This is a genomic window from Frigoribacterium sp. Leaf263, assembly GCF_001422285.1.
Taxonomy (GTDB): Bacteria; Actinomycetota; Actinomycetes; order Actinomycetales; family Microbacteriaceae; genus Frigoribacterium.
Genome location: NZ_LMMO01000001.1, coordinates 665,993 through 689,043, shown reverse-complemented (window position 1 = coordinate 689,043; position 23,051 = coordinate 665,993). Strand labels below are relative to the sequence as shown.

The 23,051-nt window shown below is 72.4% G+C and carries 18 protein-coding genes; 11 read left to right on the top strand and 7 right to left on the bottom strand.

What is annotated here, in order from left to right; translation table 11 throughout:
* Positions 1-124: 124 nt before the first annotated feature.
* The 8 genes from ASF17_RS03125 (at position 125) to yjfF (ending at position 8,753) form a co-directional block, all read left to right on the top strand.
* The gene (locus tag ASF17_RS03125) at positions 125-385 is read left to right on the top strand and encodes a DUF6458 family protein (RefSeq protein WP_055795120.1); all 261 of its coding nucleotides are present in this window, start codon (positions 125-127) and stop codon (positions 383-385) included.
* 6 nt (positions 386-391) lie between these two features.
* Positions 392-1,207, top strand: coding sequence for a hypothetical protein (locus ASF17_RS03120; protein WP_055795119.1), 816 nt, complete (start codon positions 392-394; stop codon positions 1,205-1,207).
* 214 nt (positions 1,208-1,421) lie between these two features.
* Positions 1,422-2,906, top strand: coding sequence for a sugar ABC transporter ATP-binding protein (locus tag ASF17_RS03115; RefSeq protein ID WP_055795116.1), 1,485 nt, complete (start codon positions 1,422-1,424; stop codon positions 2,904-2,906).
* A gap of 73 nt (positions 2,907-2,979) precedes the next feature.
* Positions 2,980-4,017, top strand: a complete 1,038-nt coding sequence (locus tag ASF17_RS03110) for a LacI family DNA-binding transcriptional regulator (RefSeq protein ID WP_055795114.1) — start codon at positions 2,980-2,982, stop codon at positions 4,015-4,017.
* 123 nt (positions 4,018-4,140) lie between these two features.
* Positions 4,141-5,124, top strand: a complete 984-nt coding sequence (locus ASF17_RS03105) for an ABC transporter substrate-binding protein (RefSeq protein ID WP_055795112.1) — start codon at positions 4,141-4,143, stop codon at positions 5,122-5,124.
* Positions 5,125-5,152: 28 nt separating this feature from the next.
* Positions 5,153-6,679 (top strand): sugar ABC transporter ATP-binding protein, encoded by a 1,527-nt coding sequence (locus tag ASF17_RS03100; RefSeq protein WP_055795109.1) that lies wholly within the window; start codon positions 5,153-5,155, stop codon positions 6,677-6,679.
* Positions 6,676-7,701, top strand: coding sequence for an ABC transporter permease (locus tag ASF17_RS03095; protein WP_200913414.1), 1,026 nt, complete (start codon positions 6,676-6,678; stop codon positions 7,699-7,701). Before ASF17_RS03100 ends, ASF17_RS03095 begins: the two co-directional genes overlap by 4 nt.
* Positions 7,698-8,753, top strand: a complete 1,056-nt coding sequence (gene yjfF, locus ASF17_RS03090) for a galactofuranose ABC transporter, permease protein YjfF (RefSeq protein ID WP_082474997.1) — start codon at positions 7,698-7,700, stop codon at positions 8,751-8,753. Before ASF17_RS03095 ends, yjfF begins: the two co-directional genes overlap by 4 nt.
* A 62-nt stretch (positions 8,754-8,815) precedes the next feature.
* On the opposite strand, the gene ASF17_RS03085 is transcribed toward yjfF, so the two are convergent.
* From ASF17_RS03085 to ASF17_RS03075, 3 genes are all read right to left on the bottom strand, one after another.
* The gene (locus ASF17_RS03085; protein WP_156357266.1) at positions 8,816-9,145 is read right to left on the bottom strand and encodes a hypothetical protein; all 330 of its coding nucleotides are present in this window, start codon (positions 9,143-9,145) and stop codon (positions 8,816-8,818) included.
* A 73-nt stretch (positions 9,146-9,218) separates the two neighbouring features.
* Positions 9,219-12,347 carry an AAA family ATPase gene (locus tag ASF17_RS03080; RefSeq protein WP_055795105.1) on the bottom strand — a complete coding sequence of 1,043 codons (3,129 nt, stop codon included), beginning with the start codon at positions 12,345-12,347 and terminating at the stop codon, positions 9,219-9,221.
* Positions 12,344-13,510 (bottom strand): metallophosphoesterase family protein, encoded by a 1,167-nt coding sequence (locus tag ASF17_RS03075; RefSeq protein WP_055795103.1) that lies wholly within the window; start codon positions 13,508-13,510, stop codon positions 12,344-12,346. Before ASF17_RS03075 ends, ASF17_RS03080 begins: the two co-directional genes overlap by 4 nt.
* A gap of 83 nt (positions 13,511-13,593) precedes the next feature.
* Here ASF17_RS03075 and ASF17_RS03070 point away from each other — a divergent pair, with 83 nt between their 5' ends.
* A complete protein-coding gene (locus ASF17_RS03070; RefSeq protein ID WP_200913413.1) occupies positions 13,594-14,757 on the top strand; it encodes a M20/M25/M40 family metallo-hydrolase in 1,164 nt (387 codons plus the stop codon).
* A 64-nt stretch (positions 14,758-14,821) separates the two neighbouring features.
* Here the strand turns inward: ASF17_RS03070 and ASF17_RS03065 are convergent, their stop codons facing one another.
* The 3 genes from ASF17_RS03065 to ASF17_RS03055 form a co-directional block, all read right to left on the bottom strand.
* Complete coding sequence (locus tag ASF17_RS03065; protein WP_235476321.1) at positions 14,822-15,832, bottom strand: acetamidase/formamidase family protein; 1,011 nt, start codon at positions 15,830-15,832, stop codon at positions 14,822-14,824.
* Positions 15,829-17,292 carry an APC family permease gene (locus tag ASF17_RS03060; RefSeq protein WP_055795101.1) on the bottom strand — a complete coding sequence of 488 codons (1,464 nt, stop codon included), beginning with the start codon at positions 17,290-17,292 and terminating at the stop codon, positions 15,829-15,831. The genes ASF17_RS03065 and ASF17_RS03060 overlap by 4 nt, the downstream gene beginning before the upstream one ends.
* A gap of 131 nt (positions 17,293-17,423) precedes the next feature.
* Positions 17,424-18,329, bottom strand: a complete 906-nt coding sequence (locus ASF17_RS03055) for a proline iminopeptidase-family hydrolase (protein WP_055795099.1) — start codon at positions 18,327-18,329, stop codon at positions 17,424-17,426.
* 94 nt (positions 18,330-18,423) lie between these two features.
* Between ASF17_RS03055 and ASF17_RS03050 the strand changes: the two genes are divergently transcribed.
* On the top strand, positions 18,424-19,230 hold the full coding sequence (locus ASF17_RS03050) for a FadR/GntR family transcriptional regulator (protein WP_055795097.1): 807 nt from the start codon (positions 18,424-18,426) through the stop codon (positions 19,228-19,230).
* Between the two features lie 385 nt (positions 19,231-19,615).
* Here ASF17_RS03050 and ASF17_RS03045 read toward each other — a convergent pair whose 3' ends face one another.
* Positions 19,616-20,764, bottom strand: a complete 1,149-nt coding sequence (locus ASF17_RS03045) for an ROK family transcriptional regulator (protein WP_055795096.1) — start codon at positions 20,762-20,764, stop codon at positions 19,616-19,618.
* Positions 20,765-20,874: 110 nt separating this feature from the next.
* Here ASF17_RS03045 and ASF17_RS03040 point away from each other — a divergent pair, with 110 nt between their 5' ends.
* Positions 20,875-23,034 (top strand): alpha-galactosidase, encoded by a 2,160-nt coding sequence (locus ASF17_RS03040; protein WP_235476320.1) that lies wholly within the window; start codon positions 20,875-20,877, stop codon positions 23,032-23,034.
* Positions 23,035-23,051: the final 17 nt, after the last annotated feature.

Below are 23,051 nucleotides of genomic sequence, written 5' to 3'. Positions count from 1 at the left end.
CCACCCCCAGCTCGGGGCTGCACGCACCACGGGGGCGTCGTCGTGCGTAGCCTGGGCCGGACTGCATCCGGTCGTCCGGGACATCCCCCGGTCGGACCCCCGGATGCGCGACGAAGGAGAACCCATGAGCATCGGCGGCGGAATCGCCTTGATCGTGATCGGCGCGATCCTCGCGTTCGCACTCGACGTGCAGGTGGCTGGCATCGACATCCAGCTGATCGGCTACATCCTCATCGCCGCCGGGGTCCTCGTGACCCTGCTCGGCATCGTGCTGCTGACCCGTCGTCGCCAGGTCACCTCGACCTCGCGCTCGGCGGTCGACCCCACCACGGGTGAGCGCGTGACGCGTCGCTCGACCGAGGACGGCGGCGGCCCGCTCGTCTGAGCGAGCATGCACCGGTCGACCGACGGCCCCGTCTCCCCGCCCTCGCGGCGGTGGAGCGGGGCCGTCGGCGTCGGCACCACCGGTGCCGGGAACTCCGTAGCCGGGACCCCCGGTGCCAGGAGGGGAGGCGGTGGCCTGGCCGTGCTGGCGCTCGCGTCGCTGCTGCTCGCGGGTTGCGCCGCCGAGACCGTCGACCCCTCGCTGGCCGAGCGGGTGCGGCCCGAGGCGATCGCGCGGGCGGACGACGCCCTGGCCTGGCCCGGCTCGGCCTCCGCGCCCCGCGTGACGCTCACCCGCGAGGACACCTGCACCTCCGCCGAGCCGTCCGGGTGGTTCACCGAGCCGAGCGGGACGCGGTGCTCTCAGCAGGGCCGGGTCGTCTACGCGCTGCTCGGCGCCACGACTCCGGACCAGGCGCTCACGGCGGCGGCGAGGGTTCTGCGTGATTCGAACGTGTCGCCCGTGAACCCGTTCGTCGAGGGGGACGCCCCCTCGTCTCTCGGCGATCCGTCGACCGGCGTCGTCACGACGCATCCGGCGTCGAAGGCGTACGGGTCGGACGAGACCACGATCACCCTGGCGACCGCCGAGGAGCTCTCGGACCGCGGATACCCGCGTGCGACGGACGTCGTCGTCGCGTCGACGCCCGGGCTGGAGGGGGACGACCTCACGACCGCGGTCCGCGCCACGGGAGCCGGCTACGTGCTCGAGATCCAGTACGCCGCCGAGTACTTCGACAGTCGGTTCCGCGGGTCGGATCAGGGCCCTCGTGACGGCCCGCGCCCCTGCTTCGGCACGAGCGGGGACTGCCCCGGCGGGTAGCACGCCACCCGCGTCAGGTCGTCGACGCGGACGCCGGCGGGCGAACACGGTTGTGAACGCTAACAACCACGATGCTCCGGTCAGCGGGTGCCACGGCGGTTCACGCTCGTCTCGTGCGGCCCGTGGACGGACCGCCGCTCGAGAGGCGCCGCACCTTCGGTGGTACCTTGTGCCCGATCGACACGAGAGTCCACTCGACGAGGAGGCAGGGACCATGACGTCACCCGTGCTCCAGGCGCGCGACATCCGTCTCTCCTACCCCGGCTCGCTGGCCGTGAAAGGCGTCGACATCAGCCTGCTTCCCGGGGAGGTCCACGCTCTCATCGGCGAGAACGGGGCGGGCAAGTCGACGGTCGCGGCGGTCCTCGGGGGTCTGATCCGCCCCGATTCGGGGGTGCTGCTCCTCGACGACGAGCCCGTCCGTTTCTCCGGTCCGGCCGATGCGCTGAGGGCCGGCATCGGGATGGTGCACCAGGATCCGGCCGTGCTCCCCAACCTGACGGTCGCCGAGAACATCTCGCTCACGACCGACCGGACCCCCTGGGTCAGCCGGCGTCGATCCCGAGCGGACGTCGACGCCGCGCTCGCCGCCATCTCGTGCGACCTCGACCCGGCGACGCTGGTCGAGCACCTGAGCCCGTCGCGACGGCAGCTCGTCGCGGTCGCGCGCGCCGTGCACGCCAGCGCCCGGGTGGTCATCCTCGACGAGCCGACGTCGAGCCTGGGCGCCGACGAGGTCACCGACTTGTTCGGCGCGATCCGCGCCCTCACCGATCGCGGGGTGGCGGTGCTCTTCGTGTCGCACTTCCTCGACCAGGTCTACGAGATCGCCGACCGCCTGACCGTCCTGCGGGACGGCCACCTCGTCGGCTGCTGGGAGACGAGCGACGTCCTCGCCGCCGGGGCCGTGGCGGACGTGATGGGCGCGGGGCACCCCGACTCCGCCTCGACGGATCCGACGCGCCCCGACCTCGACGACGTCGGACCCACCGTCCTCCACGCCCGGGGAGTGGTGTCCGACCGCCTCCCCGACGCTCTGACCCTCTCCGTGCACGCCGGCCAGGTGACCGGCCTGTCCGGGCTGAGGGGCAGCGGGCGCACGACCGCCGCGCGCCTCCTCGGGGGCGTCGACCCCGTCTCGGAGGGCTCCGTCACGACCTCGGGAGGCGCGCTGGTGCGGGCGCCGCGGGATGCGCTGGCCAACGGGGTCGTCTATCTGACGGAGGACCGCCGTCGCGACGGCATCGTCGGAGCCCTGACCGTCCAGGAGAACATCCTGATCAGCGTCCGCGCCGACCAGGGCTGGTGGCGCCGCATGTCCGCTGCGCGAGCCCGGGAGCTCGCGCTGAGCTGGATGGAGTCGCTCGACATCAAGCCGCTCGACCCCGATGCCCGAGCCGACACCCTGAGCGGCGGGAACCAGCAGAAGGTCATGCTCGCCCGCGCCCTGGCCACCGCGCCTCGGGTGCTCCTGCTCGACGAACCGACCCGGGGCGTCGACGTCGGCGGTCGGTTCACCATCCAGCAGATCGTGCGCGAACTGGCCGCGGACGGCATGAGCGTCGTCTACTCGTCCGCCGACATCGACGAGGTCCGGCGGGTCAGCGACCGGATACTCGTGTTCCGAGACCGGCGACTCGTCGGCGATCTGGCCGCCGAGCAGGTGACATCACGCACCCTCCTGACGCTCATGAGCTGACGCTAGCCTGGCGTGACGACAGCCGCGGTCCGACCGGGACGCCGCATCACGCTGGGAATCGGAGAGAGTCGCCGTGAGCGCGAAGAAGAAGAACGTGACGGAGCGCGACTACGCCCCGAACATCTTCGACGTCGCCCGGCTCGCCGGGGTCTCGCACCAGACCGTCTCGCGCGTCGTCAACGACCTCCCGAACGTCCGGGCGTCGACCAAGGACCGCGTCGAGAAGGCGATCGCCGAGCTGGGCTACCGACCGAGCGCCCTCGCACGCGCCCTCGTCACCAGGAGATCCCGCACGCTCGGCCTGCTCGCCGTCGGTCAACCCGACGAGGGCTCCGCCTACGTCACCCGGGACTTCACCGACGCCGCGCGGGCCGCGCAGTACCAGGTGACCGTCGAATCGCGGACGGAGCTCAGCGAGCAGTACCTCCTGGCCGCCTTCGAGCGCTTCCTGTCGCAGAACGTCGAGGCCATCGTCGTCATCAGCGGCGACCGCTCGGTCGCCGCGACGGCCGCGGGGCTCGACGTGAAGGTCCCGATCCTCGTCGTCGACGCCGACCCGCCGCCCGGCGTCGCGTCCGTCGCCCTCGACCAGTACGCCGGCGGCGTGCTCGCAACCCAGCACCTCATCGATCTCGGCCACACGCGGATAGCGCACCTCGCCGGCCCCGCGTGGGCCTCCGACGCCACCGAGAGACGTCGCGGCTTCACCGACACCATGACCCGGGCGGGCCTCGATCCCTCCCTGATCGTGCAGGCCGACTGGTCGGCGGCCGCCGGCTTCCGGACGGCGAGCCACCTGCTCGACACGGCCTCCTGGACGGGTCTCTTCTGCGCCAACGACCATCTCGCCCTCGGCGCGGTCGCGGCGCTCGAGACCCGGGGGATGGGCGTCCCCTGGAGCGTCAGCGTCGTCGGATTCGACGATCTCCCGGACGCCGAGTTCTACCGTCCGGCGCTCACCACGATCCGTCAGGACTTCGCCGCGCTCGGACGACGGGCGCTCGAGGACGCCCTCGTCCTCATCGACGGCGGAGAGCCCTCCGGGCACCGCCTGCCCGTCTCGCTGATCCGCCGCTCCTCGACGCGCGAGCGTCCCCCCGCCCCTCGCTGACGGGCGATCGGATCGGATCTCATTTCGATCACGCACTTGACGCAGCTAATTGTGAACGCTAACAATTAGCCACCGGCTCGGCCGGTCACACCATGGTGGTGTACCCGAACAAGGAGGTTCGACATGAAGAAATCCCTCGCAGCGCGCTCGATCGGAGCAATCGCGATCGTCACGGCCCTCACCGCCTCGCTGGCGGGATGCTCGGCCTCGGGGTCGGACGGCGGATCGACCGACGGTCTCACGCTGGGCTTCTCGCAGGTCGGAGCCGAGAGCGGCTGGCGGACGGCGAACACCGCCTCCGTGCAGGAGTCCGCCAAGACCGCCGGCATCGACCTCAAGTTCTCCGACGCGCAGCAGAAGCAGGAGAACCAGATCAAGGCCATCCGCTCGTTCATCCAGCAGAACGTCGACGTCATCGCCTTCTCGCCCGTCGTCGAGAGCGGTTGGGACACCGTGCTGAAGGAGGCCAAGGCCGCGGGCATCCCCGTCGTGCTGACCGACCGCGCCGTCGACTCGGCCGACGAGACGCTCTACGAGTCGTTCATCGGCTCGGACTTCGTCGAGGAGGGCGAGAAGGCCGGCGACTGGGTCGTCGACGAGTTCGCCGACGCCGACTCGGTGACGATCGCCGAGCTGCAGGGCACCACCGGCTCCGCTCCGGCGGTGGACCGGCAGGAGGGCTTCGCCGACGTGATCGGCGAGGACTCCAAGTTCGAGATCGTCGCCTCGCAGAGCGGTGACTTCACCCGCTCCGGCGGCAAGCAGGTCACCGAGGCGATCCTGAAGTCCAACCCCGACATCGACCTCATCTTCGCCCACAACGACGACATGGCCCTGGGCGCCATCGAGGCCCTGGAGGCGGCGGGCAAGAAGCCCGGGACCGACGTGAAGATCGTCTCGATCGACGCGGTGAAGGACGGCATGACCGCCCTGTCCGAAGGGCAGATCAACTTCATCGTCGAGTGCTCCCCGCTGCTGGGCGACCAGCTGATGGAGACGGTCGAGAAGGTCGCGGCCGGCGAGGAGGTCGAGAAGCGGATCGTGACCGAGGAGACGACGTTCGACCAGGAGCAGGCCACCGCCGCACTGCCCGACCGCAAGTACTGAGCACCCGGAAGAGGCGGAAGGACACCCCATGACGACGACGTCACCCCTGGTCGAGATGCGAGACATCGAGATCGGCTTCCCCGGCGTGAAGGCACTGGACGGTGTGTCCTTCCGCCTCTTCCCCGGCGAGATCCACTCCCTGATGGGAGAGAACGGCGCCGGGAAGTCGACGCTGATCAAGGCGCTCACCGGCGTCTACGGCATCGACGCCGGCACGATCACGGTGCTCGGCGAGCAGACCACCTTCACCGGGCCCGCCGACTCGCAGGCTGCGGGCATCAGCACCGTGTACCAGGAGGTCAACCTGGTCACGAATCTGAGCGTCGCCGAGAATCTGCTGCTCGGACACGAGCCCCGCAGCGGCGGCCGGATCGACTGGTCGGCGATGTCCTCGAAGGCTCGAGCGATCCTCATGGGCCTGAACCTCGACATCGACCCCCGGTCCACCCTCGGGACGCACTCGATCGCCGTCCAGCAGCTGGTCGCCATCGGCCGTGCCGTCGATCTCGACTGCCGCGTCCTCGTGCTCGACGAGCCCACCTCGAGCCTCGACGCCGACGAGGTCGAGGAGCTCTTCCGGGTCATGCGCGACCTCCGTGCGCAAGGCGTCGCGATCCTCTTCGTGTCGCACTTCCTCGACCAGGTCTACGAGGTCTCCGACCGGCTCACGGTCCTCCGGAACGGCGCCCTCGTGGGCGAGCACCTCGTGTCGGATCTTCCGAAGGGCGACCTGATCCGACTCATGATCGGCCGTGAACTCGACACCCTCGATGCGCTCGACGACGCCGTCGACGCGTCCGCGCCTCCTCGATCGACCACCGCCCAGCCGGTGCTGACCGTCGTCGGCGTCGGACGCAGGAACACCCTCGAGGAGACGGATCTCGAGCTGTTCGAGGGCGAGGTCGTCGGTCTCGCCGGGCTGCTCGGCAGCGGCCGCACAGAGCTCGCCCGACTCATGTACGGAGCCGACCGGTCGGACACGGGTGACGTCCGCGTCTCCCGCCAGGATCGGTCCGTCAGCCACCCGCGAGGCGCCCTCACGTCGAAGATCGCGTTCTCGTCCGAGGACCGCAAGCACGAGGGCATCATCGACGACCTCTCCGTCCGCGACAACATCGCCCTCGCCGTCCAGGCGGGCCGTGGCTGGATGCGCCCGATCCCCCGGGCCGAGCTCGACGCGCTGGCCGCGGACTACATCGAACGGCTCAACATCCGCCCGCCCGACCCCGACGCCCTCATCAGGAATCTCAGCGGCGGCAATCAGCAGAAGGTGCTGCTCGCCCGCTGGCTGGCGACATCGCCCGAGATCCTCATCCTCGACGAGCCCACCCGCGGCATCGACATCGGGGCCAAGACCGAGATCCAGAAGCTCGTGACGACGTTGGCGAACGACGGCATGTCCGTCGTCTTCATCTCGGCCGAGCTCGAAGAGGTCCTCCGCATCAGCCACCGAGTCGTGGTCATGAAAGACAGAAGGAAGATCGCCGAGATGCCCAACCGTGACCTGACCGTGGACGACGTCCTGGACGTCATCGCCGCCGGAGGCGTGTCGTGACCGGCCTCGTGCACCGCCGGCTCTTCTGGCCGACCGCCCTGCTGGTCGCCCTGCTCGCGCTGAACATCATCGCGGAACCCGGGTTCGCCTCCGTCCGCCTGCAGGACGGACACCTCTTCGGCAGCATCATCGACGTCCTGAGGAACGGCTCGCCGACCCTGCTCGTCGCCCTCGGGATGACCCTCGTCATCGCGACACGGGGCATCGACCTCTCCGTCGGGGCGGTCGTCGCCATCTCCGGATCGATCGCCTGCACGATCATCGCGGGCTCCCCCGATCCCGGCTCGATCGGAGTCGTCGCCGTCGCCATCCTCACCGCCGTCGCCGTCGCGCTCGTCCTCGGCGGTGTCAACGGGACCCTGGTGAGCATCGTGGGCGTTCAGCCCATCGTCGCCACGCTCATCCTCATGACCGCGGGCCGAGGAATCGCCATGCTGATCACCGAGGGTCAGATCATCAGCGTGTCGTCTCCGGCCTATCAGGTGATCGGCGGCGGGTTCTTCCTCCTGCTGCCGGTCTCGGTCCTCATCGCGGCGGTCATCTTCGCCGGCACCGCCCTCCTGACCCGCAAGACCGCCCTGGGGATGCTGATCGAGTCGGTCGGCATCAACCCCGAGGCCAGCCGCCTCGCCGGCGTCCGCTCCCGCAGCATCATGATGACGGTCTACGTCTTCAGCGCCGTCTGCGCCGCCGTCGCCGGTCTCATGATCAGCTCCAACGTGACGGCCGCCGACGCCAACAACGCCGGCCTCTTCATCGAGCTCGACGCCATCCTGGCCGTCGTGATCGGCGGCACGTCGCTGGCCGGCGGCCGCTTCTCCCTGATCGGGACGCTCCTCGGAGCCCTCGTCATCCAGATGCTGACCACGACGGTCTACAGCGTCGGGATCGCCCCCGAGCTGACGCTCATCTTCAAGGCCCTCGTGGTCGTGGCCGTGTGCCTCCTCCAGTCGCCGGCCCTGTCACGGCGTCTCGCACGCCCCCGCCGCCTCACCCCTCTCACGAAGGAGGTCGTCTCGTGACCGCCACCGTCCCGCACCTCGACTCCCCCGCCCGGCCTCCTCAGCGAGGAGGCGCGGGTCGCCCCGGCCGGACGAGCATCCTCACGAGCCCGTTCCTCGGCAAGTACGCCTCGGTGCTCATCACCGTGGCCCTGCTGGTCACGATGTTCTCCGTGGGGGCGGGCCGCTACGACAACTTCGCGTCGCCTCAGGTGGTGCTGAACCTGTTCGTCGACAACGCGTTCCTGATCGTCCTCGCGGTCGGGATGACCTTCGTCATCCTCACCGGCGGCATCGATCTGAGCGTCGGATCCGTCGTGGCGCTGTCCACGATGATCGCTGCGTCCCTGCTGCAGACGGGGTGGCCGGCCCCCGTCGTGATCGTGCTCGTCATCGCCGCCGCGACCGTCCTCGGCCTGCTCGTCGGGCTGATGATCCACTACTTCGACGTGCAGCCGTTCATCGCGACGCTCGCGGCGATGTTCCTGGCCCGCGGCCTCTGCTACCTCATCAGCCTCAAGTCGATCGCGATCACCGACCCGCTGTTCACCGAGCTGGCCCAGGCGCGCATCCAGCTGGCCCCCCGGATCTCGATCACCCCGGCGGCCCTGATCGCCGTCGCGATCGTCGTGCTCGCCGCGCTCGTCCTGAAGTACACCCGCTTCGGGCGCACCGTGTACGCGATCGGCGGCAACGAGCAGTCGGCGCGGCTCATGGGCCTCCCCGTCGTCCGCACCAAGGTGCTCGTCTACACGGTCAGCGGCCTGTGCAGCGGTATCGCGGGCATCCTGTTCAGCTTCTACACGCTCTCGGGCTACAGCCTGACCGGCATCGGCCTCGAGCTCGACGCCATCGCGGCCGTCGTCATCGGAGGCACGCTGCTGACGGGCGGGACGGGGTTCGTCCTCGGGTCGCTGCTCGGCGTGCTGGTCCTCGGTCTGATCCAGACCGTCATCAGCTTCGAAGGGACCCTCAGCTCGTGGTGGACGAAGATCGTCATCGGAGGACTCCTCCTGATCTTCATCCTCATCCAGCGCCTGCTGACCCGCCGCTCGCGGACCAGCAGCCGCTGAGGCGACCGGACCGACCGCCGCCCCGTTCCGGGCGACGGTCGGTCGGGTCTCGGGTCGGCGACTCAGCTCCGGGGTGTCTGGTCGACCTCAACGGCGACGGAGTAGTCGCCGCCCCCGTCGGCGCTGATCGTCGACACGGAGTCGTAGACCGTGTCGTCGCCTGCGGCCCCGATGTCGCAGTGCACCTCGTCGCCGTCCACGACGCCGATCGCCTCGTCACCGCAGTCGACGACGGGTCGCTGGCCCACGCTCTCCTCGAGCGCGTCCGCGACGACCGTGGCGAACGCGTCCGCCGACACCGTCGGCGTGGCCTCGGCGCTGCAGCCGGCGACACCGACGACCATCGCGGCCGCCGTGATGAAGACTGCGGTCGCGGTCGTGATCCTGCTCATGGTCTGACCCCCTCGGGCGCGACGATCGCCCCCGGCGTCGATCCTCCCACCGGTCGTCAGCCCGCGGCGGTCGTCAGCCCGCGGCCGTCGACCGGAGGGTCGACGATCCGTCGGGCAGGCGACGCACCTCGATGCGGTCGGCGATGCGCTGCTTCAGCTCGTCGACGTGGCTGACGATCCCGACGACGCGGCCCGAGGCCGAGAGCCGACCCAGCTCGGTCATGACGGCGTCGAGCGTGGTCGGGTCGAGCGAGCCGAACCCCTCGTCGACGAACAGCGTGCCGAGCTCGAGCCCGCCGGCCTCGGCCTGGACGACGTCGGCGAGGCCGAGGGCCAGGCTGAGCGACGCGTAGAACGTCTCGCCGCCCGAGAAGCTGCCGGGGTCGCGGGTCGTGTCGGTGGCGTGGTCGCGGATCGCGAGCGACAGGCCGGTCTTGCGCGACCGCGACGTCGCCTCGCGCTCGTCGGACGACTCGAGCTGGTAGCGCCCGCTCGACATCACCGACAGGCGCACGTTGGCCGCGGCGACGACGTCGTCGAAGCGCCGCAGCAGCACGTAGGTGCCGAGCGTGACGCCCTTGACGTTGACGGCCGAGGAGGCGCTGGCCAGGTCGGCCATCCGCACCACCGCCCGGGCCCGCTCCGCCGCCTCGTCGCCCACGGCGGAAGCCCGCGTCAGCGCGTCGAGCGCCGTCGCCGACCGCGTCGCACGTTCCCGAGCGCGCGCCGACCGATCGGCGACCTCGGCCGCCGTGGCCTCCGAGGCGGCGAGATCGGCCGTGGCGGAGGTCTCGCCCGCACGGGCGGCGTCGATCTCAGCGTCGGAGTCGACCTCGGCCACCGCCCCGCCGCCGTCGGTCGCCCCGACCGGCTCGAGCGATGCTGCCCCCAGGGCGACGATCTCGGGTTCCGCGAGCCCGGCGGCGACGACGGCGACCTCGCGCTCGTGCGCTGCGACGACGGCCGCGAGCCGGTCGACCTCGGCACCGGGCAGGGTGGCCGCCGCCACGGCCTCGACGTCGGCGAAGCCGGCCGCTGCGAGCGAGTCGTCGAGGTCGACCCGGCGGCGCTCCACCTCGGCGGAGGCCGGCCGGTGGGCGTCGAGCGCGTCGACGAGTCGCACCGCCGCGCCGTGACGGCGCCGCAGCGCGTCGACCAGCTCGGCCACGCTCGCGGCCCGCCCCGCGAGGTGCCGCTCGACGGCGGCCGCGTCGTCGTCGAGACGCCGACGGTCCGCCTCGGCGCGCTCCCGACCGGTCGCGGCGTCGACACGAGCCTGCGTCAGCTCGGCACGCCGGGCCTCCGTCGCGGTGTCGTGCTGCTCGAGCGCGAGAGCGGCGGCATCGCGCGCGTCGATCGCCCGCCGGGCGGCGTCGACACGGGCCCGGGCGTCGCGCAGCTCGGTCTCGACCCGGGCCCGGGTCACGCCCTCGAGCGCCGCGGCCCGCTCGTCTCGTCGGTCGATCGCCACGGACCGGCGTGCGGCCGCGTCGGCCAGGACGGTCTCGAGCCGGCTGCGCTCGTCGGCGGCCCGGTCGATCGCGTCGTCGTCGGGATGGTCGGCGGTGATGACCGCGGGCGCGGGGTGGTGCTCGGCCCCGCAGACGGGACACGGGTCGCCGTCGACGAGACCAGCGGCGAGCTCGCCCGCCATGCCCGCGATCTTGCGTCGGCGCAGGGCGTCTTCGATGGCGGCGGCGGCGAGTGCCGCGCGGGCCGCCGTGTGCACCTCGCTCGTCGCGTGCTCCGCCTCGGCGTCGAGGCGTTCGAGCTCGTCGAGACGCACGCCCCGGTCGACCGCGGCGAGCACGTCGGCCTCCGCCGGCCCCACGGCGACGACCGCCTCGGTCAGCGTCGTCAGAGCGATCTCGAGGTCGTGGCGGGCGGCCGGCCTCTCGGCCAGGGCGCTCTCGAGTCGGGCCAGGCGCTCGGTCTCGGCGGACACCGCCTCGTCGGCCTCGGCCAGGGCCGCGCGACGACCGGCGAGCGTCGCCTCGAGGCGCGCGGTCTCGGTCGACGATCCGAGCTCGGCGGTCAGGGCGTCGCGGCGGCCGGCCGCGCTCTCGCGATCATCCGACTCGACCAGGTCGGGGTCGAGGTCGTCCGCCCCCCGGGCCGCCCGCACCTGCTCGCCCGTCGCCGCGAGACGCTCGTCGGCCCGGCGCAGGCCCTCGAGGGCGATGGAGACCGAGGAGGCGCGGCGTGCCCGCTCGACGAGGGCCTGCGACGCCCGCACCCCGGTCTCGGCCTCGCGGACCGCTGCCTCGCGTCGCAGCAGGCCGGCACGCCGCTCGAGGGCGCGCACCCGTCGGCGCTGCTCGTCGAGCCGCGCCCGCGCGGTGTCGCGGGCGGCGACCGCTGCCGACCGCCGTCCCTCGAGGTCGTCGGCCTCGTCGGCCAGGGCCGAGACCAGCCCGGCCAGCCCGCCGGGCCCGGTCGGTCCGCCCGGCCGGGACGGCCCCTCCGACCCGCCCCGACCGCCGGCTCCCTCGGCGGCGAGCGCCTCGGCGAACACCTCGTCGTCCGCCCCCGTCGCCTCGCGCAGCCGCCCGAGCGCGAGCTCGACCTCGTGCTCGGCCGCGGCGATCGAGGCACGGGCCGCGACCCGGCGGTCGACGAGCTGGGCCGTGGTCCTCTCGTAGATCTCGGTGCCGAACAGCGACTGCAGCACCTCTTTGCGCTTCTCACCGGTCGACCGGAGGAACGCCGCGAACTCGCCCTGCGGCAGCACGACGGTCTGCACGAACTGCTGGCGGGTGAGGCCCAGGATGCGACCGATCTCGGCACCGGTCTCTTGCGCGCTCGTCGAGATCACGGTGCCCTCGACGGCGTCGGGCGAGGTCAGCAGCACCAGGGTCACGGTCTGGTTCTGAGGGGTCGTGCCCGTGCCCCGGGTCTTCGGTCGACGGTAGGCGGGAGTGCGCCGCACCCGGTGGATGCCCGCCGCCGTCTCGAACACGACCTCGACGAACGGCTCGACGGTGGGTGCGGCGTGGTGACTGCGCAGCCGGTCGGTGCTCGAGGTCGAGCCGGCGAGCCCGCCGTAGAGGGCGAACACCAGGGCGTCGATGATCGTCGACTTGCCCGACCCGGTCGGCCCCTCGAGCAGGAACACCCCCGACGCCCCGAGCGCGGCGAAGTCGATGCTGTGCTCGCCCGCGTACGGCCCGATGGCCCGCAGGGTGAGACGGTGGAGGATCATTCGCTGGACTCCGTCGCGCGGGCCGCCTCGTAGGCGGAGCGGACGATGTCGAGCTCGAGCTCGTCGGCCGGCGCGCCCGAGGCGAAGGCGACGAAGTCGGCGGCGACCTCGACGGGGTCGGTCTCGACCGTCACGGCCCGGAGCGCCGGCGCGTCGACGGCGCCGACGGGGACGTGGTGGATGGCGAGGGCGTGGGGGAACCGCTCGCGGACCCGGGCGTACAGCCGGTCGGGGTGCACGGGGTCGGTGGCCGTGATGCGCGACCACGCCCCGACGTGATCGTCGTACCGACCGTCGAGCAGCCGGTCGATCGTGTCATCGAACTCGACGAGCGGTCGCGGCACGGGGGTCGGCACGGTCTCGACGGTCACGCCGCCGTCGGCCGCGAGCGTCACGAGCGCCGACGACTTGACGTGCCCCCGCTCGCCGAACGAGAACGCGAGCGGCGACCCCGAGTAGCGGATGACGGGCCGGGCGTCGACCGCGCCGACCCGCTGGGCACCGTGCAGATGCCCGAGGGCGACGTAGTCGACGCCGTCGAGCACCCCCGCCGGCACGGAGTCGACCCCGCCGACCCGGATGTCCCTCTCGCTCTCGCTCGCCGCGCCTCCGGAGACGAAGGCGTGGGCGATCACCACCGCACGGGTGCCGGGGCGCCCGGCGAGGTCGGCCCGCACGCGGCGCATGGCCGCGGCCACGACGGCCTCGTGCGATCGCGCGAGCGGGCCGTCGGCGTCGGGCCCCGCGAGGGCGTGCCGCACGGTGTCGGGGTCGAGGTACGGCAGACCGTAGAACGCGACCGGCCCGTCGGGGTCGTCGACGACGACCGGCGTCGCGAGCTCGTCGACCCGGGCGCGGAGGTGCAGCCCCGGTCGCATCAGCTCGGCCGCGAAGCCGAGTCGCACCGCCGAATCGTGGTTGCCCGGTGTGACGACGACGGTCGCCAGCTCGCTCAGCCGCTGCAGGGCCGACCCGAGGAGGCGCACGCTGGGCACCGCGGGCACGGCCCGGTCGTACACGTCGCCGGCCACGACGACCACCTGCACGCCCCGGTCGCGGACGAGCTCGACGAGGTGATCGACGAACGCCGCCTGATGCTCGTGCAGATCGACACCGTGCAGCGTGCGGCCGAGATGCCAGTCGCTCGTGTGCAGGATCAGCACGGGTGTCCTCTCTGCGGTGCCGGTGGGTCGTCGTCACTGTAGCGTCGAGGTCCGACACCGCAGCGCCGGAGGAGAACCGCACCGTGAACCACGAGACCATCGACCCGACCGCCCTCCGCACCGAGGTCGAGGCGCGTCACGAGCGGATGATCGCGGACCTCGTCGCCTACGCGTCGCTCGAGACGCCCTCCGACGACGTCGAGCTGCTGGCGACCGGTCTCGCCTGGATCGAGTCGTGGCTGACGGCGACCGTCGGTCCGGCCGCGGTGCGCCGGGCCCACCTCGTCGAGGGCTACGGCGACTCGGTCACGCTCGAGTACCCGTCGCCGACCGGTTCGTCCGAGTGGGTCACGGCGCTCTGCCACTACGACACGGTGTGGTCCGAGGGCACCCTGGACGACTGGCCCGTCACCATCGACGGCGACGTCATGACCGGCCCCGGCGTCTTCGACATGAAGTCGGGGCTCGTGCAGCTGGGTCACGCCGTCGCGGCGTCCGACCTGCTGGGGCTGCCCCGCCCGGGCGTCCGCATCGTGCTGAACGGCGACGAGGAGGTCGGCAGCATCGCCTCGCGGCCCGTCATCGAGGCGGAGGTGAGCCGTGGAGGCGCGGTGCTGGTCTTCGAGTCCGCCGCCGAGGGGGCGGTCAAGACGGCCCGCAAGGGCGTCGGCATCTACGAGATCGAGACGTTCGGCGTCGAGGTCCACGCGGGTCTGCACCCCCGGTCGGGCGCGAGCGCGATCGACGAGATGGCCCGCATCATCCTGCACCTGCACGGCGCCGCCGACATCGACGCGGGCACCTCGCTGAACGTGGGCATCGTGCAGGGCGGCACCCGGACGAACGTCCGGGCCGGTCACGCCCGCGCCTCGGTCGACGTGCGGGTCACGTCGGCCGCCGAGGTCGCACGCATCGAGCGGGTGCTCGCCGACCTCGCCCCGCACGATCCGCTGGCGCGCGTGCAGGTGACCGGCGGCTGGAATCGTCCGCCGATGGAGCGCACACCGCCCACGGCCGCCCTCTACGAGCGTGCGGCCCGGGTGGCCTCGGGGCTCGGGTTCGAGCTCCGCGAGGTGTCGGTCGGCGGTGCGAGCGACGGCAACTTCGCGGCGGCTCTCGGCTGCGCCGTGCTCGACGGGGTGGGCGGCGTCGGCGGCGGCGCCCACGCCCGCCACGAGTGGATCAGCCTGGCGGGCATGGTCGAGCGCACCGAGTTCGTCGTCGCCCTGTTCGCCGACCTCGCCTGACGCCGCACCCGCGGTGACGGTCGCAGCCGGCGCCCACCGCGGCGCGCGGCGGGCGGCGGGCGCGCTACAGCACGCTCTTCGGCACGCGGTGCAGCGTCACGGCCCCGACCGCGTCGAAGGGGTGCAGCGGGTCGGGAGCACCCGACCCCGTCGGTCCGCCGAGCCGGGAGTGCCCGACGGCGCTGAGCACGGCGTAGGCGTCGCCCCGCGTCCACCCGTGGTCGTCCACCAGGAACGAGAAGGCGTCCTCGTAGCCTCGCCGGATGCTCTCCTGCACGGGGTCGCCGAGTCCGACGAAGATCCAGTCGTCGGCGGTCTCGATGCGCGGGGCGCGCAGCCCCATGCCCTTGACGAGGTCGATCGACACGACCGCCGTGCCCTCGGCCTCGATGGCGACGAACGACGACTCGCCCTCGGCCATGATCGCGTGCACGTCGCCGATCGAGAGGTACGCGCCCTCGACCATGACGGGCAGGTAGACGGTCGAGCCGACGCGGTTCTCGGTGACGTCCATGTTGCCGCCCTGCGCGTACGCGGGCATGATCGTCGAGTTCTCGCCGGTCGCCGGGGCGGTGCCCATGCAGCCGATCATCGGACGGGGCGCGAAGACGTGCCGGTCGGTCACGTGCACCCCCTCGTCGTCGATGGGCACGCGGCGGGTGAACATCTCGTCGCCCATGACGTGCTGCAGCGCGCCCGACCCGGGCAGCGCCACCGACCAGCCGTGCGCCACGAGCCGGATCTCGTGCACCGTCACGGCGAGCGCGTCGCCCGGCTGCGCGCCCTCGACGAACACGGGGCCGGTGACGGGGTTGATCGGCACCGAGAGCTGCGACAGGTCGCGGTGCTCGTGCAGCTCGGCGTAGACGGCGTCGCTGGTCTCGAAGCCGATGCGCTCCCCCGTGCCGGGCGTGATGCGGAGCGCGGGCTCGACGTCGGCGGTGAAGCCGGGTCTTCCGTGCTCCTTGCCCAGGAAGTGGTCCATGCCGTCCACCCGGGCGCCCTCCGAGGAGGCGCGGGTCGCCTCGCCCGCTCCCCCGCCGGAACCCGGGGCGGTCGCCTCCACCCCGCTCACGCGTCGCGGCGTTCGGAGTCGGCGGCCGGGGTGGCGGTGGTGGCGACCGCGGGGTCGTCGGCGCCCTGTCCGAGCGACGGCGCCGCGCCTCCTCGGCTCCGGTAGTAGAGGAACACGCCCGCGCCGAGCACGAGCCAGACGATTCCGCCGATCTTGGCCTCGGGTGCGGCGTTCACGAGCACGTAGCCGATGATGAGGAACCCGATCACGGGCACGACGAGGTGCAGCAGCCAGTTGCGCGACTTCTTCTTGACGATGTAGTGCACGACGACCGACACATGCAGCAGCATGAAGCCGAACAGGGCGCCGAAGTTGACCAGCGACGCGATGAGGTTGATCTGCCCGACGAAGAACAGCACGAGCACCGCCGACAGCGCCGAGACGAGCAGGATGGCGGCCTGCGGCACCTGGCGGCTGTTGATCGTCGACAGGAACTTCGGCAGCTGGCGGTCGCGGCTCATCGAGAAGAGCAGTCGCGACGTGGCGGCCTGAGCGGCCATCGCGTTGGCGATCCCGATGGCGAGCACGTTGACGACCAGGAACGCCGTCGACCAGCCGCTGCTCGACGCCGCCTCGACGAGCGAGAAGAACGCGTTGCCGACCTCGTTCTCGCCGAACGACTCGCGACCGGCCGCGAGGGCGCTGGCGAGCCAGGTCTGCACGACGAAGAGGGTCGCGACGATGACGAGGGCGATGATCATGGCCTTGCCGGCGCCGCCGCGCTTGCCGGTGCTCTCCTCGGACAGCGTCGAGATGCCGTCGAAGCCCAGGAAGCTCAGCACCGCGATCGACAGCGCCGAGGCAATCAGGGGCGCGGTCACCTTGCTGGAGTCCCAGATCGGGTCGGTGGTGAACTCGGCGCCGGGGATCGTGCCGTCGTTCAGCGCGATGACGGCGATGATGACGAAGATCACGACGAAGACGACCTCGATGGCGAGGAACACCCGGTTCATCAGCTTGATCGAGCTGATGCCGAGCAGGTTGATCGCGGTGTTGATCGCGACGAAGATCAGCGCCCACATCCAGCGGGCGCTCCCGGGGAAGATGCCGATCATCGATTCGGCGGCGAAGACGTAGAGCAGCGTCGGCACGAGCAGGTAGTCGAGCAGGATCGCCCAGCCAGCGAAGAACCCGGCGATCGGGTGGATGCCGCGACCGACGTACGAGAACACCGAACCGGCCAGCGGGATCGACTTCGCCATCTGCGCGTAGGCGAGCGCGGTGAAGATCATCGCGACGAGCCCGATCAGGTAGACGAGCGGCACCATGCCCGACGAGGCGTTGTACACCGAGCCGAAGATCGCCCAGGGCGCGATCGGCACCATGAAGATCAGGCCGTAGATGAGCAGGTCGACGGTCGTGACCGACCGCTTCAGCTCCTGCTTGTAGCCGTACTGCTCGAGCTGCTGCTGGTTGCTCAGCTCGCCGCCGGCGGTGCCGGTCGTCGTTCCAGTGGACATGGTGTGCTCTCTCGCTCGGGTGGGGCGGGGTGGGTGGAGCCGGGGAGGTGCGGGTCGGGTCGGTCAGGAGGCGCGGGTCGGGTGGCGCGGGTCGGGTGGCGCGGGTCGGGTGGCGCGGGTCGGTCGCGCGGTCAGGCCGCGTCGTGCGCGGCGAGGAACTCGGCGACGACGGCCCGGAACTCCTCGGGCTGCTCGAGGTGCGAGCAGTGGCTCGCCCCGGCGAAGACGTGCGAGCGCACGTCGGCGATGCCGTCGACGAACGGCTGCCAGGTGGCCGGCGTCGCCTCGTCGTGCTCTCCCGCGACGACGAGCGTCGGGGCGGCGACGCGGGGCAGCCGGTCGATGATGCTCCAGTCGCGCATCGTGCCGATGACGTGGAACTCGTTCGGTCCGTTCATCGTGTGGTAGACCGTCGGCTCGGCCTCCATCTGCTCCTCGCTGTCGACGAAGTCCTGCGGCATGGGGACGATCCGGCAGACGTGACGCTCGTAGAAGACCCGGGTCGCGGCGAGGTACTCGGGGTCCGTCGTGGTGCCGGCGCGCTCGTGACGGCTGAGCGCCTCCTCGGTCTCGGCGGGCAGCTGGGCGCGCAGCTCGGCGGCTCCCTCGACCCAGAGCTCCATCGACGCGGGCGAGTTGCAGATGGCGAGGCTCGCGAGACCGGCGGGCTGGCGGACGCCGATCTCGGCGCCGAGCATGCCGCCCCACGACTGACCGAGCACGTGGAACCGCTCGAGACCGAGGTGCGCGACGACGGCCTCGAACTCGGCGACGAAGAGCGCCGGGGTCCAGGTCTCGGTGGGGGCGTCGGGGCGGTGGCTGCTGCGTCCGCAGCCGAACTGGTCGTAGTGCACGACGGTGCGGCCGGTCTCGTCGGCGAGGGCGGCGAGGTTGCGGAGGTAGTCGTGGGCCATGCCCGGGCCGCCGTGGAGCACGACGAGGGGCAGCGCGCCGGGCGTCGGGTGGTCGGGGGTCGTGACCTGGTACCAGGTGACGCCGTCGCGGAACGGGAGGGTGGAGGAGGTGCTCGTCGACATGCGGGACAGTGTGCGACACGGAAAGGTCTCGCGCCTAGACCTTTGCCGATGACTTAACGTGGGTGTAACAAACGCCGCTCGGGAGGGTCGACGCATGACGCCACACGAGGCCGCCGACGCCGGGTCGGCCGGGGCGCCCGACGGCACCCCCTCCGCCCCCGCCGGAGCCCTCGCGGCGCCCGTCGAGTCGTCGAGCCGCGTCGACGATGTGACCGACCGGCTGGTGACCGCGATCGCGACCGGCGAGTACCTGCCCGGCCAGCGCCTCCCTCCCGAGCGGGACCTCGCCGCCTCGCTGCGGGCCGGGCGCATGACCGTCCGGGCCGCCCTCGCCCGCCTCGTCGAGCAGGGCATGATCGAGACCCAGCGCGGCCGCGGCGGCGGCTCGTTCGTCCGCGAGCAGCACACGACGTCGTCGGACGCGATCGTGCAGCGGACCCTCGGGGCGCGGTGGGCCGACCTCAGCGACACGAGCGACGCGATCGGCCGCCTGCACGGCACGATCGCCGAGGCCGCCGCCGAGAACCGCACGACCGCCGACGCCGAGGTGCTGCGCGAACGGCTCGAGGGCTACCGCCGGGCCGAGTCGGGGCGTGCGTCGCAGCGGGCCGACGAGCTGCTGCACGTCGCGATCGCCGATGCCGCGCACAACGCGACGCTGCGCGGGGTCCTCTTCGACCTGGAGGCGCGGGTCAGCATCGCAGCGCCGGCCCATCTCTGGGGCGGGCCCGACGGCATGCGCGAGATGGAGCTGCGGGCGCTCGGCGACCACGAGGCGCTCGTCGACGCGATCTGCGACGGCCGTTCGACCGAGGCGGCGCGCATCGCGCGCGAGCACGTCAAGATCGACCTCGAGCTGCTCGAACGGGTGCTGCGGAGCGGCGCCGCCGCAGCCGACTGAACGGGGTGCGCGGCGCCGTCGAACGGGTGGGTATGCCCTGCTCGACGGCGACCGCCACGGACGGCGAGGTCCGTCGATCCGGTGGTCACGACCTCGCGGGGGCTCGAGGTGCCGTGCAGATCGTCGGGTGGTCGCCACGCAGGGGGAGGACTCCCGGTTCGGGCCGGTCGTCCGCGTGACTCATTCGCCGTCGTCTGAGAAGGTAGCACTCGATACTCACGGGTATCGAGTCCCCCTTTGTGGGGACTCGCGCAGCGGCCTCGTCCTCGCGCCCATGCCAGCCGGAGGTCCAGGCGAGACCCCGGGAAGCCGCTCACACCCTGCCTCGCGCGCGGGGGTCTCGGCGACTTCCTGGGGCCTGACCCGCGGCGAGCGTGCCGACCGCTCAGCCCGCGAGCGCGCGGAAGCGCGCCTGCACGGCCACCGCGGCCGCGCCCCGCGCCCAGGCGCCGAAGTCGGCGCCTCCGACGAGCACGCGGACCTCGCCCGCCTCGGGGTCGCGGTCGTCGGCGAGCGCCTCGCGCATCCCGGCGGCGGCGAGCGGCACGTCCAGCAGGCCGACGCCCTCGCCCGAGAGCACGACGACGTCGATCATCGCGAAGTTCGCGACGATGGCGAGCAGCCGTCCGAGCGCCCGCCCCGCACCGGCGACGACGTCGGCGGCCACGGGGTCGCCCGCGGCCGCCAGCGCCAGCAGCTCGTCGTATCCGACGTCGCGGCCGAGCGCCTCGCCCGCCGCAGCGCAGAGGCTCGGTGCCGACAGCATCCCCGTCGCGCACCCTCGGTGCCCGTCGGGGCAGACCGGGCCGGTCGCGTCGAGGGGCGCGTGCGCACCCAGCCCGAGCCCGGCATCCGAGGTCACGACCTGCCTCCCGTTCCGGACGAGCCCGTAGCCGACGCCCGCGCCGATCGTCACGACGGCGAAGTCGTCGACGCCCCGGCCGAGGCCGAACCAGTGCTCGGCCTCGACGAGGGCCACGACGTCGTTCTCGACCACGACCGGCAGTCCGAGTCGCTCGCCGAGCAGCGCCCCGAGGTCGACGTCGCGCCACCCGAGGAACGGCGCCCGCGCGACCACGCTCGAACCGGCGACCCGACCCCCGACGGTGACGCCGACCGCCGCTGGCCGCGAGTCAGCGCGGACACCCGCCGAGAGCCGCGAGACGACGGCGACCACCGCCTCCAGCACCTGCTCGACGTCGTGGCCGGGCAGGTCGACGACGACCGAGGCGAGCGGGCGCGCCCGCAGATCGGTCAGCACCCCGAAGGCCTGGTCGCCGGTCAGCTTCACGCCGACGAATCGCTGCGAGTCGACGAGCACGTCGAGCGGCTTCGCGGGGCGTCCGACGACGCGGCCGGGCGTCTCGACGCCCTCGACGAGCAGCCCCCGGTCCAGCAGAGGCCGGCTGAGCCGGGTGAGGCTCGCCGGCGAGAGGCCCAGGCGACGACCGAGCTCGGCCCGCGAGATCGGGCCGTGCACGAGCACGAGCCGGGCGAGCTCCGACGCCGAGTCGAGGGGCGGGCCTGAGGTCATGAGCGCAGCCTAGCCACCGGGGCGAGGCGATCCGTCCCCCCGGCGACGCGCCTCCTCGATCGTCCGGCGGCGACTTGACACCCCCATTCGTTTCGCCGTAGAAATTAGTCATGCGACGACGCGACGACGAGATGACCCCCGCCCGCCACCTCCGCCTCGGCGGCACGAGCGTCGTGATCGACACTCCCGCGCAGGGCCTGCCCGGCATCGTGTACTGGGGGCCCGATCTGGGCGAGGTCTCCGAGGAGGCGCTGGCCGGCCTGGTCACGGCCTCCCGTCCGCAGAGGGTCTCGGGCGGCGTCGACGAGCCCACGCGTCTGACGCTCGTGCCCCTGCAGTCCGACGGCTGGCAGGGGACGCCCGGTCTCGTCGGCAGCCGCGCGGGCTCGGACTTCGCCCCCGCCTTCGAGGTCGACGAGCTCGCCGGCGCCGAAGACGTCGAAGGCGACGGCGCGACCCTCGTCGTCACCGCCGACGACGCCGAGGTCGGGCTGCGCCTCCGCATCGAGCTGCGCCTCGACGTGCACGGACTGCTGCACCAGACGCTCCGCCTCACGAACACCGGCGACGACGTCTACGACCTGCACGAGCTCGCCGCGACGTTCCCCCTGCCGCACACGGCCGGCGAGGTGCTCGACACCACCGGCCGCCACCTGCGCGAGCGCACCCCGCAGCGTCACGCGGTGACCGTCGGCCGATACGACCGCGAGAGCCGTCGGGGGCGTCCGGGGGCCGAGGCCACCCTCGTGCTCGCCGCCGGCACCCCCGGCTTCGGCTTCGAGCGCGGCCTCGTGCACGCCGTCCACCTCGCCTGGAGCGGCAACCACCGCGTCAGCGTCGAGCGGACCATCACGGGCAGCACCCTCACGCGCGCCGCCGAGCTGCTCGGAGCCGGCGAGGTCCGTCTCGCACCGGGCGAGAGCTACGACTCCCCCGCGGCGATCGGCTCGTGGGGCGACGGACTGACCGAGCTCTCGGGTCGGTACCACCGCCTCCTGCGCTCCCGCCCGCAGCACCCGGCGTCGCCTCGACCGGTCACCCTCAACACGTGGGAGGCCGTCTACTTCGACCACGACCTCGCTCGTCTCAGCGCCCTCGCCGAAGCGGGCGCGCGGGTCGGCGCCGAGCGCTTCGTGCTCGACGACGGCTGGTTCCGCGGTCGTCGCGACGACACGTCGGCCCTCGGCGACTGGTACGTCGACGACGAGGTCTGGCCCGACGGCCTCACCCCGATCATCGAGCACGTCACCGGACTCGGCCTGCAGTTCGGGCTGTGGGTCGAGCCCGAGATGGTCAGCCCCGACTCCGACCTGGCCCGCGCGCACCCGGAGTGGATCCTGCGACCCGGCTCGCGCCTCCCGGTCCCGGCGCGTCAGCAGCAGGTGCTCGACCTGTCGAACCCCGCCGTGACCGACTACCTGCTCGAACGACTCGACGCCCTGCTGACCGAGAACGACATCGCCTATCTCAAGTGGGATCACAACCGGGACCTGCTGGAGGCGGGGGCCGGGTCGCCCGCGCACCCGGCGGTCCACGAGAACGTCGTCGCGCTCTACGCCCTGCTCGACGAGCTGCGGCGGAGGCACCCGTCGGTCGAGATCGAGAGCTGCGCCTCGGGCGGCGCGCGCGTCGACCTCGGGATCCTCGACCGGACCGACCGCATCTGGGCCAGCGACTGCATCGACCCGATCGAGCGCCTGACCATCCAGAGGTACACGAACCTCCTCGTGCCCTACGAGCTGACCGGCGCCCACGTCAGCGGACCGCGGTCGCACTCGACCGGTCGGCGTCACGACCTTTCGCTGCGGGCCGGCGTCGCCCTGCCCGGGCACTTCGGCATCGAGTGGGACATCTCGTCGCTCGAGCCCGACGTCGAGGCCGAGCTGACGAGCTGGGTCGCCGCCCACAAGCGCCACCGCGACCTGCTGCACCGGGGCACCGCGGTCTTCGCGGACCTCCCCGACGCGTCGATGGACCTCCGGGGCGTCGTCTCCGCCGACCGGTCGCACGCCCTCTACACGTTCACCCAGGTGTCGGCGAGCGCGAGCTACCCGCCCGGGCCGATGACGTTCCCCGGCCTCGACGACGACCGGACGTACCGCGTCGCCCTGGCCGAGCCGACCGCCGTGCTCGGCGGACCGGGGCAGTCGCCGCTGCCCTGGGCCGTCGATGGGGTCGTCGCTCCGGGCCGCGCCCTCCGCCTCGGCGGGGTGCAGGCCCCGGTGCTGTTCCCGGAGAGCCTCGTGCTGCTCGAGGTCACCGCCCTGTAGGCCGCAGCACCGTGCGC

What these genes read in the sequence shown, in the direction of transcription:
- ASF17_RS03050 (WP_055795097.1), top strand. Translation starts at nt 18,424, where the DNA reads ATGACGCCACACGAGGCCGCCGACGCCGGGTCGGCCGGGGCGCCCGAC.
- ASF17_RS03120 (WP_055795119.1), top strand. Translation starts at nt 392, where the DNA reads ATGCACCGGTCGACCGACGGCCCCGTCTCCCCGCCCTCGCGGCGGTGG.
- ASF17_RS03125 (WP_055795120.1), top strand. Translation starts at nt 125, where the DNA reads ATGAGCATCGGCGGCGGAATCGCCTTGATCGTGATCGGCGCGATCCTC.
- ASF17_RS03100 (WP_055795109.1), top strand. Translation starts at nt 5,153, where the DNA reads ATGACGACGACGTCACCCCTGGTCGAGATGCGAGACATCGAGATCGGC.
- ASF17_RS03040 (WP_235476320.1), top strand. Translation starts at nt 20,875, where the DNA reads ATGCGACGACGCGACGACGAGATGACCCCCGCCCGCCACCTCCGCCTC.
- ASF17_RS03055 (WP_055795099.1), bottom strand. Translation starts at nt 18,329, where the DNA reads ATGTCGACGAGCACCTCCTCCACCCTCCCGTTCCGCGACGGCGTCACC.
- ASF17_RS03115 (WP_055795116.1), top strand. Translation starts at nt 1,422, where the DNA reads ATGACGTCACCCGTGCTCCAGGCGCGCGACATCCGTCTCTCCTACCCC.
- ASF17_RS03085 (WP_156357266.1), bottom strand. Translation starts at nt 9,145, where the DNA reads ATGAGCAGGATCACGACCGCGACCGCAGTCTTCATCACGGCGGCCGCG.
- ASF17_RS03045 (WP_055795096.1), bottom strand. Translation starts at nt 20,764, where the DNA reads ATGACCTCAGGCCCGCCCCTCGACTCGGCGTCGGAGCTCGCCCGGCTC.
- ASF17_RS03105 (WP_055795112.1), top strand. Translation starts at nt 4,141, where the DNA reads ATGAAGAAATCCCTCGCAGCGCGCTCGATCGGAGCAATCGCGATCGTC.
- ASF17_RS03080 (WP_055795105.1), bottom strand. Translation starts at nt 12,347, where the DNA reads ATGATCCTCCACCGTCTCACCCTGCGGGCCATCGGGCCGTACGCGGGC.
- ASF17_RS03060 (WP_055795101.1), bottom strand. Translation starts at nt 17,292, where the DNA reads ATGTCCACTGGAACGACGACCGGCACCGCCGGCGGCGAGCTGAGCAAC.